Source organism: Chryseomicrobium palamuruense, assembly GCF_042649045.1.
Classification (GTDB): Bacteria; Bacillota; Bacilli; order Bacillales_A; family Planococcaceae; genus Chryseomicrobium; species Chryseomicrobium palamuruense.
In genome coordinates this window covers 241,640-257,632 of record NZ_JBHSEF010000026.1, presented here as the reverse complement: position 1 = coordinate 257,632, position 15,993 = coordinate 241,640, and the positions used below count along the sequence as shown (strand labels likewise).

Below are 15,993 nucleotides of genomic sequence, written 5' to 3'. Positions count from 1 at the left end.
CTTAGTCACCTTTAATTTTGTTACGAATCTTATCAAACAATGAACTACCTTGTTCTTCCGGAATATCTCCGCTAATTTCTGCAAACTCACGAAGCAATTGCTTCTGTTTCTCCGTTAATTTCTTTGGTGTCACGACTTTAATAATGACATGTTGGTCTCCGATTCCATAGCCATGTACGTTTTTGACACCTTTTCCTTTTAAGCGGAATTTCGTGCCAGACTGAGTACCAGCTGGAACCTTGAGCTTTACTTTACCTTGAACTGTAGGGACTTCAATTTCGTCCCCTAGTGCCGCTTGGGCAAAAGTCAGTGGTAACGAATAATAGATGTCATCGCCGTCTCGTTCAAAACGAGCATCACGTTTCACGCGGAAGACTACATATAAATCCCCAGCAGGTCCACCATTCACGCCAGGCTCCCCTTGACCAGACACGCGTAGTTGTTGACCATCGTCCACACCTGCAGGAATCGTCACTTTGATTTTTTTGCGGCGGGTTACACGGCCACGTCCCGAACAAGTCGTACATTTGTCTTTAATTTCTTTACCAGTTCCTTCACACACAGGACATGTACGCTTTGACTGTACGCGGCCAAAAGGCGTGTCTTGTGTAATATTGATTTGACCGTGACCTTGACACTGAGAACATGTGACAGGTGATGTTCCTGGTTTTGCACCCGAACCGTCACACGTATTACAAATCTCATCTTTTGAGATTTCAATCTCTTTTTCTTTTCCAAACACCGCTTCTTCAAATTCAATCGTCATGGAATATTGAAGGTCATTTCCTTTACGCGGTGCATTCGGATCACGACGACGTCCACCACCGCCTCCAAAGAACGAGCTAAAGATGTCTTCAAATCCAAATCCATCTGCTCCAGAGAATCCGCCACCAAATCCACCTTGTGGTCCTGCGTGACCGAATTGGTCATACTGTGCACGTTTTTCTTGGTTACTTAAAACTTCATAGGCTTCTGAGATTTCTTTAAACTTGTCGTCAGAACCCGATTCTTTATTAATATCAGGATGATACTGTTTTGATAGTTTTCGATACGCTTTTTTAATTTCATCTTGCGAGGCGGTTTTGGAAACGCCAAGCACCTCATAATAATCTCGTTTCTCCATAAGTCACTCTCCTCACAACTTCCCTATTGTACCACGTTTTTGCTGACATGGAAAAAGCCAAAGACACTGCTGCCTTTGACTTTTTCATGACGCGTTCTTACTTATCTTTTTTGTCGTCTACTTCTTCGAAGTCTGCGTCAACGACACCATCGTCAGATGAATTAGTGCCTTCAGTAGCTTGTTGATCAGCCGCTGCTTGCTCATAAAGTTTCATCGTTAATTTTTGAACGATTTCTTGTAAAGCATCACGTTTCGCTTTAATGTCTTCCACATTGCCAGCTTCAAGAGCTACCTTCAGCTCATCTTTCGCTGTCTCCGCTTCTTGCTTTTCTTCTTCAGACACTTTATCTTCAAGATCTTTCAGTGTTTTTTCTGTCATAAACACTAATTGATCTGCTTCGTTTTTAAGGTCAGCTTCTTCTTTACGTTTAGCATCCGCTTCTGCATTCGCTTCTGCTTCTTGCACCATACGCTCAATCTCTTCATCTGATAGAGATGTATTAGATTGGATAGTAATCGTTTGTTCTTTTTGAGTTCCAAGGTCTTTTGCTTTAACGCTTACAATTCCGTTTTTATCGATATCAAATGTTACTTCAATTTGTGGAATACCACGTGGAGCTGGAGGGATGTCCGCCAATTGGAAACGGCCGAGCGTTTTGTTATCTGCTGCCATTGGACGCTCTCCTTGAAGAACATGGATATCTACTGCTGGTTGATTGTCAGCTGCGGTTGAGAACGTTTGAGATTTAGACGTGGGAATTGTCGTGTTGCGTTCAATTAACTTCGTGAACACGCCACCCATTGTTTCAATACCAAGTGATAGTGGAGTTACGTCTAGTAAGACAACGTCTTTCACATCACCAGTTAAGACACCACCTTGTACAGCTGCACCCATTGCAACTACTTCATCAGGGTTAACTCCCTTGTGTGGATCTTTTCCAGTTTCTTTCTTGATCGCATCTTGAACAGCAGGGATACGTGTCGATCCACCCACTAAAATGACTTTATCAATTTCATTTGCAGAAAGGCCTGCATCGCGCATTGCTTGACGAGTTGGTTCCATCGTACGTTCTACAAGTGAAGCAGTAATATCATCAAATTTAGCTCGGCTTAGCGATACTTCTAAGTGAAGTGGTCCTGCTTCACCAGCAGTGATAAACGGAAGTGAAACTTGTGTCGATGTCACACCAGATAAGTCTTTCTTCGCTTTCTCAGCCGCATCTTTTAGACGTTGCATCGCCATTTTATCTTTTGATAAATCAATGCCATTGTCTTTTTTGAATTCAGTTACTAGGTAGTCCATGATCACTTGGTCAAAATCATCTCCACCTAGACGGTTGTCTCCAGCTGTTGCAAGTACTTCAAATACACCGTCACCCAGTTCTAGGATAGATACGTCAAACGTTCCGCCACCTAAATCGTACACAAGTATTTTTTCATCTTTATCCATTTTATCTAATCCATACGCTAATGCTGCAGCAGTTGGTTCGTTGATGATACGCTCAACTTCCAAACCTGCAATTTTACCAGCATCTTTAGTCGCTTGACGTTCCGCATCATTGAAGTAAGCAGGTACTGTAATAACTGCTTTCTCAACTTTTTCACCCAAATAGTCTTCTGCATATGATTTTAAGTATTGAAGAATCATAGCGGAAACTTCTTGAGGTGTGTAGTCTTTTCCTTCTGCTGATACTTTTTCAGAAGTACCCATTAAACGTTTTACAGAAGCAATTGTATTTGGGTTTGTGATTGCTTGGCGTTTAGCCACTTCCCCTACTTGACGCTCGCCATTTTTAAATGCGACAACAGATGGCGTTGTGCGGTTACCTTCTGGATTTGGAATTACTTTTGGTTCGCCGCCTTCTAACACAGCGACACATGAATTGGTTGTTCCTAAGTCAATACCGATAATTTTAGACATAAATGATGTTCCTCCTAGAAATTATTCGCTAACTTTAACCATTGCTGGTCGGATAATTCGGTCCTTCAATTGATACCCTTTTTGTAAAGTTTGAATCACAGTTCCTGACTCGTGTGTGTCGGAAGCTTCTTGAATTACAGCTTGGTGAAAGTTCGGATCAAACGGTTCACCATCCGGATTGATTTCTAGCACGCCTTCCGATTCAAGCGCTTGCTTGAACATACGGAAAACCATTTCTACACCTTTTAAAAGTGTTTTTGCTTCTTCTGTCGTCGCTGATGTTTCAAGTGCGCGCTCAAAGTTATCTACAACCGGAAGCAAATCATTCACAAGAGATTGCGAACGGTATTTCGCTGCTGCTTCCGAATCTTTCTGTACACGGCGACGATAGTTATCGAAGTCGGCACGCAAACGAAGATATTCATTTTCTTTCTCATCTAGTTGCGCTTGAAGCCGCTCAACTTCTGTTTGTTCAAAAGTGTTTTCATCTTCAATTGATTCTTCTACTAAAGATTCTTCCACTAGACTTTCTTCTACTACTAGTTCGTCAGTTACGACGTCTTCTGTCTCTTGAATCGGTTCATTTTTATTTGTCATCATCACAAATCCTTTCTATTTGGAATGAAGGATTCTTGTCAGTTCTCGTGATAAGTCACCGGTCACATAATCAAGCAGGGAGATAACGCGTCGATAATCCATCCGCATAGGTCCGATGATAGCGATTTGCCCCTTTTGTTTTTCACCAAAGGAGTAGGTTGCGGTCACAATACTACAATTTTCCATAGAATCCATATTGTTTTCAGAGCCGATGCGAATCGACAGTCCGGATGAATTGGGTACGATTGTTCGGGGGTGTTCTTCGAGCTGTTGCATAAATTCGAGTATCCCGCGTGCTTTCTGCCAATCGTTAAATTCCGGTTGATTGAACAGCTGCATCTTGCCACCGTAGACGACTTTTTCTTCACTATTCTCAGAGATTGACTGAGTGAGCGCTTCAAAGACTTCTGTCATTCGACCTTCATGCTGTTCAATCAAGTGGTTCATTACACGTCCCAGAATGCTTGGAATTTCATAGAGATGCGCTCCTATGACGTGTTGATTGATTTGCTCTACCATTCGTTCTAAATCGACCATTTTGAAATCATACGGAATTTCTACCAAGCGATTTTGGACATGTCCATGATCTGTCACAATGATGGAAACTGCTGTTTCAGATGACAGCGGCACCATCGAAAATTTGCGAACTCGGTGCTTTTGTACATCTTCGCCTAGTAGTATCGTTGTATAGGTCGTTAGCTCCGCTATGATTTCAGCGGATTTTCGAATAATCTGTTCAGATTCGAGACGCTTTTCTTCGAAAATCGAATGAAGTTTTTGCATTTCGTCTGAGGACAGTTGATTCGGTGCAGACATATGGTCGACATAATACCTGTACCCTTTCTCAGAAGGAATTCGACCGGAAGAAGTATGGGTTTTCTCTAAATACCCCAGTTCCTCAAGGTCCGCCATTTCATTGCGAATAGTTGCTGGACTGAATGGTACTAGCTCTTTCTTAGAGAGCTGCCTAGATCCAACAGGTTGAGCAGTTTGGATAAAGTCATCGACAGTAACTTGCAATATTAAAATTTGCCTTTCCGTTAACATGTTGATCACCTCTGTTAGCACTCGTTAGTTGAGAGTGCTAATACTCACTTATTAAGGTATCAAAGCTTCAAAACCCTGTCAACGAATTTGCTAGAGTAAAAATTCCGAGAAGACATCGTTCCCAATGAACCGCCCTTGGTAAGTTAATTGGAGTCTTCCATCTCGTTCTTCTAAGTTCCCAAGTTGAATCTGCTTCGAGAGCTGAGATTGGTAAATTTCTCGCAAGTCGTTGCCATATTTACGTTTGAAATCTGAAAAAGATACACCTTTATTCATTCTTAGGCCTAAAAAAAGTTCTTCTTCCATGGCTTCTTTTTCCGTCACGAAGTTTTGATGAATGATTGGAAGATTCCCTTCTTCAAGTGCACTCATGTATTTCTTTAACGGTCCGTGATTAGAATAGCGAATCCCATCTACATACCCATGTGCACCTGCTCCAAGTCCAAGGTATTCTTCATTTTTCCAATAGATTGAATTGTGTTTTGAGTACAAACCATTTTTCGCAAAATTACTAATCTCGTATTGTTCAAAGTCATGCTTTTTTGTAGAGGTCAATAAATAATCATACATGTCGCGCTCAAGATCTTGCGCAGGAAGAGGTAACTTCCCTTTTGACATCAGATTATAGAAGATTGTTTTCGGTTCAACGATCAATGAATACGCTGAAATATGGGTAATCGGCATTTGAAATGCACGGTGCAATGCATCTTTCCAGTGGTCCATCGTTTGGTTGGGTAAACCGTACATTAAATCCATACTGATGGAGGGAAACTTTAAATCATTGGCATGTTGGATGACCCGCTCTACATGTTGCTCAGTATGAGTACGGCCTAACACTTTCAATAACCTGGCATCAAACGTCTGTACTCCGATACTGAAGCGATTTACCCCACGTGCTGCCATGAGTTCCATCTTGTCATACGTTAGTTCATCCGGATTCGCTTCCGAAGTAAATTCAGTGATCTGGTGAATAGGAAAGTGCTGCTCTAAGGAATCAAATAATTTACTGAGTTGACGCAGACTTAAAGAAGTAGGGGTGCCCCCTCCTAAAAAGACCGTATGAACTTCGGATAAATCGGTCTTTCGAGACCAATGTTCCATCTCTTGATCCAAACGATCGAGGTACGCGTCGACAGGTTGGTTGTGAAAATAAAACTTATTAAAATCGCAATAGCTACAAATCTGATGACAGAATGGGATATGAACGTAAATACCTTTTATCATATTATCCCTGCTTTCTTTCAAGTAGAAAAGGAGGACAGCAAGCTGACCCTCCCTCTAGTACTCTTATTTTTGGTCTTCGTCCATCTTTAGGACCGCCATAAAGGCTTCCTGTGGTACTTCGACAGAACCTACTTGTTTCATACGTTTCTTACCTTCTTTTTGTTTTTCAAGAAGTTTTCGTTTACGAGAGATGTCTCCTCCGTAACATTTCGCAAGCACGTTTTTTCCCATCGACTTGATAGTGGATCGAGCAATAATCTTTTGTCCAACAGCGGCTTGAACAGGTACTTCAAACTGCTGACGAGGAATCAAGCTTTTTAGTTTTTCGACAATCAGTTTTCCACGTTCATAAGCAAAATCTTTGTGAACGATAAAGCTAAGGGCATCCACTTTTTCTCCGTTTAAAAGAATGTCCATCTTCTGAAGTTTCGACTCTTTGTATCCAATTAATTCGTAGTCAAATGACGCATAGCCTTTTGTACTTGATTTCAACGAGTCAAAGAAATCATAGACAATTTCCGATAATGGGATTTCATAAAGGATGTTAACACGAGCTTGTGAAAGGTAATCCATCGTTAAGAAGTTGCCACGTTTACGTTGGCATAATTCCATAACGGCCCCTACATAGTCTTCTGGTACCATAATTGATGCTTTCACATAAGGTTCTTCCATGCGGTCAATCTTCTGCGGATCGGGCATCATCGATGGGTTATCGACCCGAATCACATCACCATTTGTCATATTGACGTTGTAAATAACACTTGGTGCTGTCGTGATGAGATCAATCTTGAATTCACGTTCAATACGTTCTTGAATGATTTCCATGTGTAGAAGACCAAGGAAACCACAACGGTAACCAAACCCTAGGGCTTGAGAGCTCTCCGGCTCAAATTCAAGAGCTGCATCATTCAGTTGTAATTTTTCTAATGCATCTCGGAGGTCATTGTATTTCGAGTTATCGATTGGATAGAGTCCACAGAAGACCATCGGATTCATTTTACGATATCCTGGAAGAGCTTCCGTTGCGGGATTGGACGCCAAAGTAATGGTATCCCCTACAGCTGAGTCCCCCACATCTTTCATAGAAGCAGTAAGGAATCCAACATCCCCCACAGTTAATTCATCTCGTTGAATGGCTTTTGGTGTGAATACACCTGTTTCCACGACATCGAACTCTTTACCAGAAGACATCATACGAATGCGGTCACCTGGGCTTACGGTTCCTTCCATAATACGAATGTAACAGATTACGCCACGATATGGGTCAAATAGAGAATCAAAGATGAGCGCTTTTAGAGGCGCTTCTGGGTTCCCTTGTGGCGCTGGAACTTTTTCAACGATTTGTTCGAGAATCTCTTCAATCCCGATCCCTGCTTTTGCAGATGCTAATACCGCTTCTGATGCATCTAGACCAATGACTTCCTCTACCTCTCCGCGGACACGTTCCGGGTCGGCAGCAGGAAGGTCAATTTTATTGATAACTGGTAGAATTTCTAAATCATTATCTAGAGCTAAATAAACGTTCGCGAGCGTCTGTGCTTCAATTCCTTGTGCGGCATCCACAACAAGAATAGCACCTTCACATGCTGCAAGGCTTCGTGAGACTTCATAAGTGAAATCGACATGCCCTGGTGTATCAATTAAATGGAACGTATAGGTCTCCCCGTCTTTTGCTGTGTATTGAAGCTGAACAGCATTCAACTTGATGGTAATTCCTCGTTCACGCTCTAAGTCCATCGAATCTAACAGTTGGCTTTTCATTTCACGGCTTGTGACCGTCTGTGTTTTCTCAAGGATTCGATCCGCTAGTGTCGACTTTCCATGGTCAATGTGTGCGATAATCGAAAAATTTCGTATTTTAGATTGTCTATCTAAACGTTGTTCGTTATTCATATTCGTCCACTCCTAATTAAGCTACAACAAATTATAGCAGAATCAGCAAGGAAGTGATACGGAAATCGAGCGCGTTTACTCTAGGTTTTCAAAGGCTATGGCAATTTGACGTATAGTTGCTTCCACTTCGGCTTGTGTATTTTCAATCCCACCTAGTTCAATGAGGAGAGATTTAGGGTGGAGATCTTGATTGTAAACACCGTCCACGCCTATTCCTGATTTCACAGCAACCCCACGTGAAATGCCTGGAATCTGTGCTTCTAAACGAGCAGACAAACGTTTTGCAAGTTCTAAGTTGGCGGCATAGCCTGCGTGTTCTCCGCCCACGATAAATAAGACTTTGGCAAAAGATCCCTTCGGCGACTTAAGCGCCGTAACCTTTCTTCCGGCAGAATCTCGATGAAAATCAATGACATACTCAAATGAGTCTGCTTGAATCTGACTTAATAAATGCGGACGAATCACATTATAGGCCTGGTCAAAACTTTTTTGATGTTTAGATAATAACTGCATCGCATCTATTTCAAGTAATGACGCTTGCATCCCTTTCTCTAAAAAGGCTTGTTCGATTACAGGATGAAAGGTTGTGATGTTCTTAGTTGCATGATACACAGGAATTGAACCGGATGCATCAGCTTGACCCGGATAAGCCTCATGGGAATGAGTAAAGAGGAACAGCAGTCGTTTGTTGGGAGCTGCCGAAATGGCGATAGATTCTTCTTTCCAGTTTCCGCTTGGCTGTGCTTCCGCCTGGGCAATCGTTTGCGTTGTTTGGGATGGGAGATATAACAAGAATATAAAAGGAATAAAAAATATCACAATGATGGATGTAACAAGTAGTTGAACGAGTCGGATAACTCCCCTCCTTTTTTAATCAGTATATGGTACGAGTCCTGGGGTAAGAACTTCTACAAGTGCACTAGCAATCGTTTCGGACCATCGCTCAATCCATTCATGAATCGCTGTCAGCGTTACTATGGCATCTGTTGGACCACTATTTTCAATGAGAAACTGGTGACGCTCTTCTTTTGACAGTAGAGCCCATTCTCCAAAGATATTTTCAAGGATTTTAATATCTGAAGTTTGTGCATCTGTAAATGCACTGTTGGCGAGAGGATTTCCATCTTGTTTCATCTCGATGCGCTTCGCAAAATAATGCAGAGCCTTCTCGAGTTGGTAAGCCGTCACATCAATGGATGATACGACTGTGGGAATCCCGATGGCGATGACCGGAATCCCTAAATAGGCTTGAGATAACTCTGCACGGTCACTGTATAAACCTGAACCCGGTCGTATACCGGCATCTGTTACTTGTATGGTTCGCGCAAGATGTGGCTGCTGTGCTGCCTTTAACGAATCGATTAGCACAATGACATCGGGTTTCATTTCTTTCGTAATCGCATGTACGTAGTTTGCTGTCTCAATACCGGATTGAAGTCGGACACCCGGTTGTAGTAATATAGCTTTTTCATGTTCGAGAAAAAGGTAGTTTTGCTGTAGCTTCTGAATGACGCGAGGTCCAAGGGCATCTGCTGTCATCCACTCGTTTCCAAGTCCCGTAATACAAACTTTTTTTACATTAGGCGGGAATAGTCCCGCAATTTCATTGGTCAGCACTTTCTCTGCAGCTAAAAAATCAGATACATGGTCGGTAGAGAAGTCTTCTGTTATCACTGTAATGTAAGTATGCAACGGTTCACCTTGTCGAAATTTCCGGATGGTCATTTTCCCTTCTTGGACGACTTCATCCATTTCCCTAGTTTCCATTACTTCTGTCCATTCGACTGCTAAATCGGAATGTTTCAATGTAATCACCTCGATTTATTTTGAGCAGCTGTCAAGTAAATATTCTTTGCATTTAATGATTGCAATATCAATGAAGATTTGATAAAATAATTCTTGTTGTAATTGAACAGAACTCAATTAACAAGTATCATCTCATCCTTAGTAGGAGGTGAAAGGAATGCCAAACATTAAATCAGCAATCAAACGTGTGAAGACGAATGCTTCTGCAAACGCTCAGAACTCACAAACTAAATCAGCTATGCGTACTGCTGTTAAGCGCGCAGAAACAGCTGTGACTAATAATGAAGAAAACAAAAATGATTCTATCAAAGCTGCGATCAAAGCAGTAGAGAAAGCTGCTTCAAAAGGCTTAGTCCACAAAAATGCTGCAGCTCGTAAAAAATCTCAATTGATGAAAAAAGCATAATTTTTTTCAATTGTTCACCTGCAGAAAAAGAGCTGTTCCCTTTTATGGGAGCAGCTCTTTCTGCGTTTATTTTTCCAGCAAATAAAGTTCAAGGATACGTTCTTTCTTCATACCCGAGGACTTTAATTCCATGTCTACTTCTGCAAGGGCCTTTAGTTTCGACACAAGTATTTGCTCCTGGTCTGCTAACGGATGCTCCATCATCAGTTTCACTCGGTATGGATGCGCTTTAATCTGACCGGCAATCTGTGCACTATGGTACCCAAGTTTTTTGTAATACCCTACTTGAATAAGCAAACGCAACTGACTCGCAAGCAGTGCTACGAGTTTTAATGGTTCCTCTTTTTGCTTTAGAAGTTCATGGTAGATTCCGAGAGCTTGTTCTCGTTGATTAAGAAAATAAGCTTCACCTAAAGCAAAGACATTGTCTTCCAGTACAGGAGCTGCCACTTCTTGGAAGTCGACAAGCTCTACGTTGGTCTCGTCCCCTTTATACAATGCCGCTTTTTGAATTTCATTGCGTTTGAATTCCAGGCCAGACGGCGAAGCTGCGATCCACTGGACGAGCTCGTCACTTGGTTGTTTATCGTAGGCTCGAAACTGACTCACAATCCAGCTCTTCTGATCCTGTTCAGATAGAGGCGCTGCCTCAATGACGACTGCGACTTTCTTTAACTCTTTCACGATTTTTTTTCGTTCATCCAGTTTTTCATATGGGGCGGAAAAAACTACGGTTGCCGAAGGAGATGGGTGTTGAATCCATCGAATGAAGTCGTCCACCGCTTTTTTCGACTCCTTTTCTTTGTCCTTCTCTTTTTCTTTTGTAGAAGCCCGGAAGAGAATCGGATTGTTGACTAAAATGCCCTTTTGCTCCGCAAAGAATGGCATCGTATCCGCCTCTAACATAACGTCCCCAATCGACGCTTGTTCGAGATCAAATGAAAACCATTCTTCTGAGTCAACTTTGGCACGAATCCGACGAATCGTTTCATCATGCAAATACGCCTCTTCGCCGATAATTAAATAAAAGGGTGCGAGTGGTTCTTTGCCAATCGCTTGCCACTGTTTGGTAATCAGCGGAACCACCTCTCTTTCCATCTCTATTATACAAAAATTGTTCACACCATTGTGTATGGATTTTTTTTAGAACATTGTTTATACTTAATGAAGAAATAGGAGGGGTTTTTGATGAACGAATTTGAACAGAATGTACAGTCGAAGCGTAACGACGCCATCGACTCGGGAATTGGATTTGTTGCCTCTTTCGGATTCTTTACTGTTATGTTCTTTATCGCAGTAGTAATTCAATACGTTGGATCCTAATGAAAACACCTCACTCGAGGTGTTTTTTTACTTTTCGATCAACGTAACATTTCCTTTTCGATCAACTGAAATTTGAATGGTTCCATACTCATGTGTTCCTGCGTAATCGATTCCTCTCTCATGTAATGCCGCGAGTACTTCTTTGTGCGGATGACCATACCGATTCTCTTGACCCGCACTACCGATGGCAAAGGAAGGTGTCAGATGGTCGAGCCATACCGGATTAGAAGACGTTTTACTGCCGTGGTGGCCAAGTTTTAAAATATCCGTATTCTTTAAGAGATCTGTATATCTTTTTAGAGCGATCTTCTCACCATCGACCTCTAAATCACCTGCAAATACAAATTTTTGTGAATACACATCGAGGATGGTAAGCAATGAACTATCATTGCCTAAATAACTGTTCGAGATGGCTCCGACAAAAAAATGAGCTTGCTTTGACGAGACAGTTATGGAGTCTTCGAGTTCAATGACAGCGACTTTATTTTTCTCCGCAAGTTGGAGTACATCTTGCATTTCGGGTAAGTGAATCACCCCTTTGGGTATAACAAGTTGTCGAACACTGAACTGTTTAAGAATCTCATCGGCTCCTTCTGTATGGTCAGCATCGGCATGTGTAAGTATAAATAAATCGATGGTCGAAATTCCTTGTGCACGCAGATACGGAGCAACAATCGACGTTCCCACCTCATACTCCTTCCCCTGTTTCCAGTCTTCTTTCTCAAACCGCGTCACTCCCCCACTATCTATTAAAATCGTATATTTTCTATATGGTAATTCGATTAGCGTGCTATCCCCTTGCCCTACATACAAAAATGTTACTCTAGCGTCTGGATAAGTGTGAGGAAGACTGGACCAAAACATCGCTGTAGCAAGAAATACTGTAATGCCTTTCCACAATGAAATTTCAGCTAAAACAAAAGAAACTAAAATAAATAAAAGAACAAGTGGAAGAACTCCCTCAATGGTTGGGGGCGTCCACACACTTAACGGCCAGCTAGCAAACCATTCAAATAGTTGCTGGATCTTTTCTCTAAGTACCGCATACTTATTAATTCCAAGTAATGTATGGAATGGAAGTTGGGCATAAACACTATAAAATAGGCTGATTGGCAACAATAGGAATGTAAATAACGGGATGGCTATAAGATTTACGATGAGAGAGATGATGGAGATCTGTTGGAAATGAAAAAGTACAATGGGAAGTACAGCCACTTGACATATGAGCGTTGTCGCAAATAGGCCACGAACAAACGACTGTCTACTCAGAAAACGGGACGAGTAAATTAAACTAAAGACCGCTGCAAAAGAGAGTTGATATCCGGGTTGCAAAAAATAAAACGGAGACCATACTAAAGTTCCAATGAAGACCCATGAAAGTAAGTCCGAAGGATCCGTTTTCATTTGAAACCGCTGAAAAGCCACTATGATCATTACCATGAGAGAAGCGCGCACAACGGATGGTGCGGCTCCCGCTAACAACATATAGCTTGGCACAGTGATCAATAAAATCCAGTGGATGGTGAATAGTCGGACATTCAAGTGCAGCAGGAGAAAATAAAGCCCTCCAGTCATTAAACCAATATGTAGTCCGGAAATAGCAAAAAGATGCGACAACCCCAGTCGCTGATATAGACGTGCATTGTCTTGATCGGTTAGAGAACGATCTCCAATCGATAGAGACAAGAACTCATCATGCAAAGACACTGGCACTTTTTCAACTATATTCTGATGAACGTTTTTGCGATACGAGGCAACGAGTCGTTCCAAACGCCACATCCACCTGTCATCTGGACCAATCTCTCGCCATTTAGAAGATTGATACGCTCCAGATGCTCCTTTCGACATCAAGTAATCTTGAAAAGAAAACTCAAATGCATGGCTTTGTAAGCGTACAGGTACTGGACTAACATGAAGTTCGACAATCATTCCCGTCCAAACTTGTGCTTTCATGCGGGTAAAAGACTCTTCACTAGGAACCTTGTAAGATATATAGATTTTTTCATTTTGTTCCGTTTCTATAAAACCTGTCCATTTTTCTCCGGACAATTTATGTGTACTCGTGATGGTTCCTGTTATTGGCCCTTGAAGCTTTGAGTCTACAGGTAAAACAGAATGAGTATAGATGGCAAAGATGAAAATAGTCATAGCACTCGACAATGCCACTACTTTCCCTATTCTAAACCATAAAAAAACGCAGAGCAGGAGTCCTGCGGGAATCCACTTCTGCGAATCAAACGTCACCAAGCAACCAAAACTGGCAGCCATAGCGATATAAACCCAATTAGTTTGAAAGACGTTCCTTCGCCCCAAATAAATGATCCACCTTTTGTTCGTAGGCTTCTAATTTTTCTGGCGGCATAGACTGGGCAGCGAGTTCATTAAGAAGATCTCGTGTCAGTTGCTCTTTTTCAGTCGATAAGAAATCCACTTTTTTTGCATCAAATGGGACATGAATCACATCAACACCGGCTTGCTCAAGTAATTCAATAGCATACGAATTGTTTTTATAATCCGTTGCATAGTAGATGCGAGCAATACCGGCTTGAATAATTGACTTTGTGCATGGTAGACATGGAAAATGCGTGACATATATGTCAGCCCCACTTACAGAAACGCCGTACTTCGCACATTGTAAAAGAGCGTTCATCTCCGCATGAACCGTTCGTACACAATGATTATCGATGACATAACAACCTTGATCGATGCAGTGATCACCACCTGAAATCGACCCATTATACCCTGCTGAAATAATACGTCGGTCACGTACGACGACGGCACCAACTGCAAGTCGCGTACAAGTACTTCGCAGTGCCAGTAAATGTCCTTGTGCCAAGAAAAATTGATCCCACGTTATTCGCTCCATTGCCACTCCCCCTATCTTGTAACCAGTTTACCTAGGGAAGACGACTAGCGTCAACTCACTTCACTGAAATCAGTGTGAGTAGTTGCTCCATCGTTTTGTCTCCTATTCCGTCGACTTCATTCAAGTCTTCAGGTGTTGTAAATGGCGTTTTTTCACGAAATGCAATGATGGCGGCTGCCTTTGCTGGACCAATTCCAGGCAGCGTTTGTAACAAGTTTGCGTCTGCTGTATTAATGTTGATGAACTCACTCTCCGTTGAATTCGCTGGAACGGTCTCCCCTTCGACAGGAATATAGACCGACTGTTCATCTGTAAGTAAAGAGGCTTGATTGATTTGAAGGTCGTCACTCTCTGGTAAGAGACCGCCTGCCTTTTCAATAAGTTCAAAAAGGCGACTTCCGCTTGGTAATTCATAGATGCCTGGTTTGATGACGGCTCCTTTGATCTCCACGATAACTGTCGTAGGAACTTCAACTGGCACGTCCACGGTTTCAATAGGTGTTGGATTGGCAGCAATCTCTAGAGGAGGCGGACTGCTGGTCATCATAAACGCCAGTCCGAGGAGAACTGCAGCGGCTATGATGCTAAGAAGAAATTTGGGTGATGTGTAAAAAGGTTGTGGTCGAATAAAAAAACCTCCCGCTATGGGGGAATGGAAGGAGTTAGCATTAACTATACTCGATTTCCCCATTAACAGGAAGCATTATTTTACAGCGTGAATGAACTGACGAAGACCTTCATGTTCTTCACCAAATACATCATCTGAACTTGTTATCGAATGAAATCCGCTATTCTGTAAGAGCTGTTGATACTCTACCACTGGAAAAGTGCGTTGATAGTGATGCTCTTCAAATCGATCATAGCGCCCATCCGCTGCAGCGACAAAAAAAGTGATGTCGTGATACACCGAATACTCCGCTTCACCGGGTTCTGTGCTCCATAGATAAGCGACTTCATCATCTTCATAGATGAAGGGGCCGTCTAAATACGCTTCTATTTTATCCAGCGAATGAACATCAAAAAATAGATGTCCACCTGGTTTCAGTGCACGATATATTGAGGCAAATGTCGTAACAATATCAACTTTACTTTCTAAATAGTTAAGAGAATCAATCGGAATTACGATGATATCTAGTAGTTGGTCCACTGTAAAATCCGTCATAGACCCTTGAATAAATTCGACGTCGACTTCTTCTTCAACCGATTTTAATTTCGCTTGATGAATCATCTCGGCAGATAAATCGAGCCCAATTACCTTCGCGCCTAAATGAGCAAAACCAATTGCCAGAGTTCCAGTACCGCATCCGAGTTCCATCACCGATTTTCCTGCGAACCCACCTGTTTCATGAGACACCCACGCCAAGTAGTTTTCATAGGGAATGTCTTCCATTAACCGGTCATATATCGTGGCAAACTTTTGGTACATCTTAATCTGCTGCCATTTCGATGAACTCAATTGGTGCATCGCCCCATAGACGCTCTAAGTTATAATACGAACGCTCATCACGGTGGAATACATGAGCAACAACATCACCCATATCGATCAAAACCCAACGGCCTTCATCATATCCTTCCATTTTCTTCACGAGCACTGTATTTTCTTCCGCTTTGTCTTTGATTTCTTTAGCAATCGCTTGGACTTGGCGATCTGAATTGGCATGGCAAATCACAAAGTAGTCGGCAATCGGTGAAACACCTTGCATATTAAGAACAACGATGTCCTGTGCTTTTTTATCGTCAGCTGCTTTGGCAGCAAGTTTCATCAGTAATTCAGAGTTCATTTCATC

Annotated in this window: 16 protein-coding genes; 2 read left to right on the top strand and 14 right to left on the bottom strand. The window is 42.1% G+C overall.

Annotated elements, in window-relative coordinates:
* Position 1: 1 nt before the first annotated feature.
* From dnaJ to gpr, 8 genes are all read right to left on the bottom strand, one after another.
* Positions 2-1,123, bottom strand: a complete 1,122-nt coding sequence (gene dnaJ / locus ACFO0S_RS13635) for a molecular chaperone DnaJ (RefSeq protein ID WP_378142648.1) — start codon at positions 1,121-1,123, stop codon at positions 2-4.
* A 97-nt stretch (positions 1,124-1,220) separates the two neighbouring features.
* Entirely contained in the window at positions 1,221-3,044 is a 1,824-nt protein-coding gene (gene dnaK / locus ACFO0S_RS13630) for a molecular chaperone DnaK (protein WP_378142647.1), read from the bottom strand.
* A gap of 21 nt (positions 3,045-3,065) precedes the next feature.
* Positions 3,066-3,641, bottom strand: coding sequence for a nucleotide exchange factor GrpE (gene grpE, locus ACFO0S_RS13625; RefSeq protein WP_378142646.1), 576 nt, complete (start codon positions 3,639-3,641; stop codon positions 3,066-3,068).
* Positions 3,642-3,656: 15 nt separating this feature from the next.
* Positions 3,657-4,688 (bottom strand): heat-inducible transcriptional repressor HrcA, encoded by a 1,032-nt coding sequence (gene hrcA, locus ACFO0S_RS13620; protein WP_378142645.1) that lies wholly within the window; start codon positions 4,686-4,688, stop codon positions 3,657-3,659.
* Positions 4,689-4,778: 90 nt separating this feature from the next.
* Positions 4,779-5,912, bottom strand: a complete 1,134-nt coding sequence (gene hemW / locus ACFO0S_RS13615) for a radical SAM family heme chaperone HemW (protein ID WP_378142644.1) — start codon at positions 5,910-5,912, stop codon at positions 4,779-4,781.
* A gap of 63 nt (positions 5,913-5,975) precedes the next feature.
* A complete protein-coding gene (lepA, locus tag ACFO0S_RS13610) occupies positions 5,976-7,805 on the bottom strand; it encodes a translation elongation factor 4 (protein ID WP_378142643.1) in 1,830 nt (609 codons plus the stop codon).
* Positions 7,806-7,880: 75 nt separating this feature from the next.
* Positions 7,881-8,624: a stage II sporulation protein P gene (gene spoIIP / locus ACFO0S_RS13605; protein WP_378142642.1), complete on the bottom strand. Its 744-nt coding sequence runs from the start codon at positions 8,622-8,624 to the stop codon at positions 7,881-7,883.
* 51 nt (positions 8,625-8,675) lie between these two features.
* On the bottom strand, positions 8,676-9,611 hold the full coding sequence (gpr, locus tag ACFO0S_RS13600; RefSeq protein WP_378142641.1) for a GPR endopeptidase: 936 nt from the start codon (positions 9,609-9,611) through the stop codon (positions 8,676-8,678).
* A 157-nt stretch (positions 9,612-9,768) separates the two neighbouring features.
* Between gpr and rpsT the strand changes: the two genes are divergently transcribed.
* Complete coding sequence (rpsT, locus tag ACFO0S_RS13595) at positions 9,769-10,017, top strand: 30S ribosomal protein S20 (RefSeq protein ID WP_378142640.1); 249 nt, start codon at positions 9,769-9,771, stop codon at positions 10,015-10,017.
* 66 nt (positions 10,018-10,083) lie between these two features.
* Here rpsT and holA read toward each other — a convergent pair whose 3' ends face one another.
* On the bottom strand, positions 10,084-11,103 hold the full coding sequence (gene holA, locus ACFO0S_RS13590; RefSeq protein ID WP_378142639.1) for a DNA polymerase III subunit delta: 1,020 nt from the start codon (positions 11,101-11,103) through the stop codon (positions 10,084-10,086).
* Between the two features lie 102 nt (positions 11,104-11,205).
* On the opposite strand from holA, the gene ACFO0S_RS13585 reads away from it, so the two are divergent.
* Positions 11,206-11,340 (top strand): YqzM family protein, encoded by a 135-nt coding sequence (locus tag ACFO0S_RS13585; RefSeq protein WP_378142638.1) that lies wholly within the window; start codon positions 11,206-11,208, stop codon positions 11,338-11,340.
* A gap of 27 nt (positions 11,341-11,367) precedes the next feature.
* Here the strand turns inward: ACFO0S_RS13585 and ACFO0S_RS13580 are convergent, their stop codons facing one another.
* From ACFO0S_RS13580 to rsfS, 5 genes are all read right to left on the bottom strand, one after another.
* On the bottom strand, positions 11,368-13,506 hold the full coding sequence (locus ACFO0S_RS13580) for a DNA internalization-related competence protein ComEC/Rec2 (protein WP_378142637.1): 2,139 nt from the start codon (positions 13,504-13,506) through the stop codon (positions 11,368-11,370).
* A gap of 118 nt (positions 13,507-13,624) precedes the next feature.
* Positions 13,625-14,206 (bottom strand): ComE operon protein 2, encoded by a 582-nt coding sequence (locus ACFO0S_RS13575; RefSeq protein WP_378142636.1) that lies wholly within the window; start codon positions 14,204-14,206, stop codon positions 13,625-13,627.
* Positions 14,207-14,261: 55 nt separating this feature from the next.
* Positions 14,262-14,753, bottom strand: a complete 492-nt coding sequence (locus ACFO0S_RS13570) for a helix-hairpin-helix domain-containing protein (protein ID WP_378142635.1) — start codon at positions 14,751-14,753, stop codon at positions 14,262-14,264.
* A 156-nt stretch (positions 14,754-14,909) separates the two neighbouring features.
* On the bottom strand, positions 14,910-15,662 hold the full coding sequence (locus tag ACFO0S_RS13565) for a class I SAM-dependent DNA methyltransferase (RefSeq protein WP_378142634.1): 753 nt from the start codon (positions 15,660-15,662) through the stop codon (positions 14,910-14,912).
* On the bottom strand, positions 15,634-15,987 hold the full coding sequence (gene rsfS / locus ACFO0S_RS13560; RefSeq protein WP_378142633.1) for a ribosome silencing factor: 354 nt from the start codon (positions 15,985-15,987) through the stop codon (positions 15,634-15,636). Before rsfS ends, ACFO0S_RS13565 begins: the two co-directional genes overlap by 29 nt.
* Between the last annotated feature and the right edge of the window lie 6 nt (positions 15,988-15,993).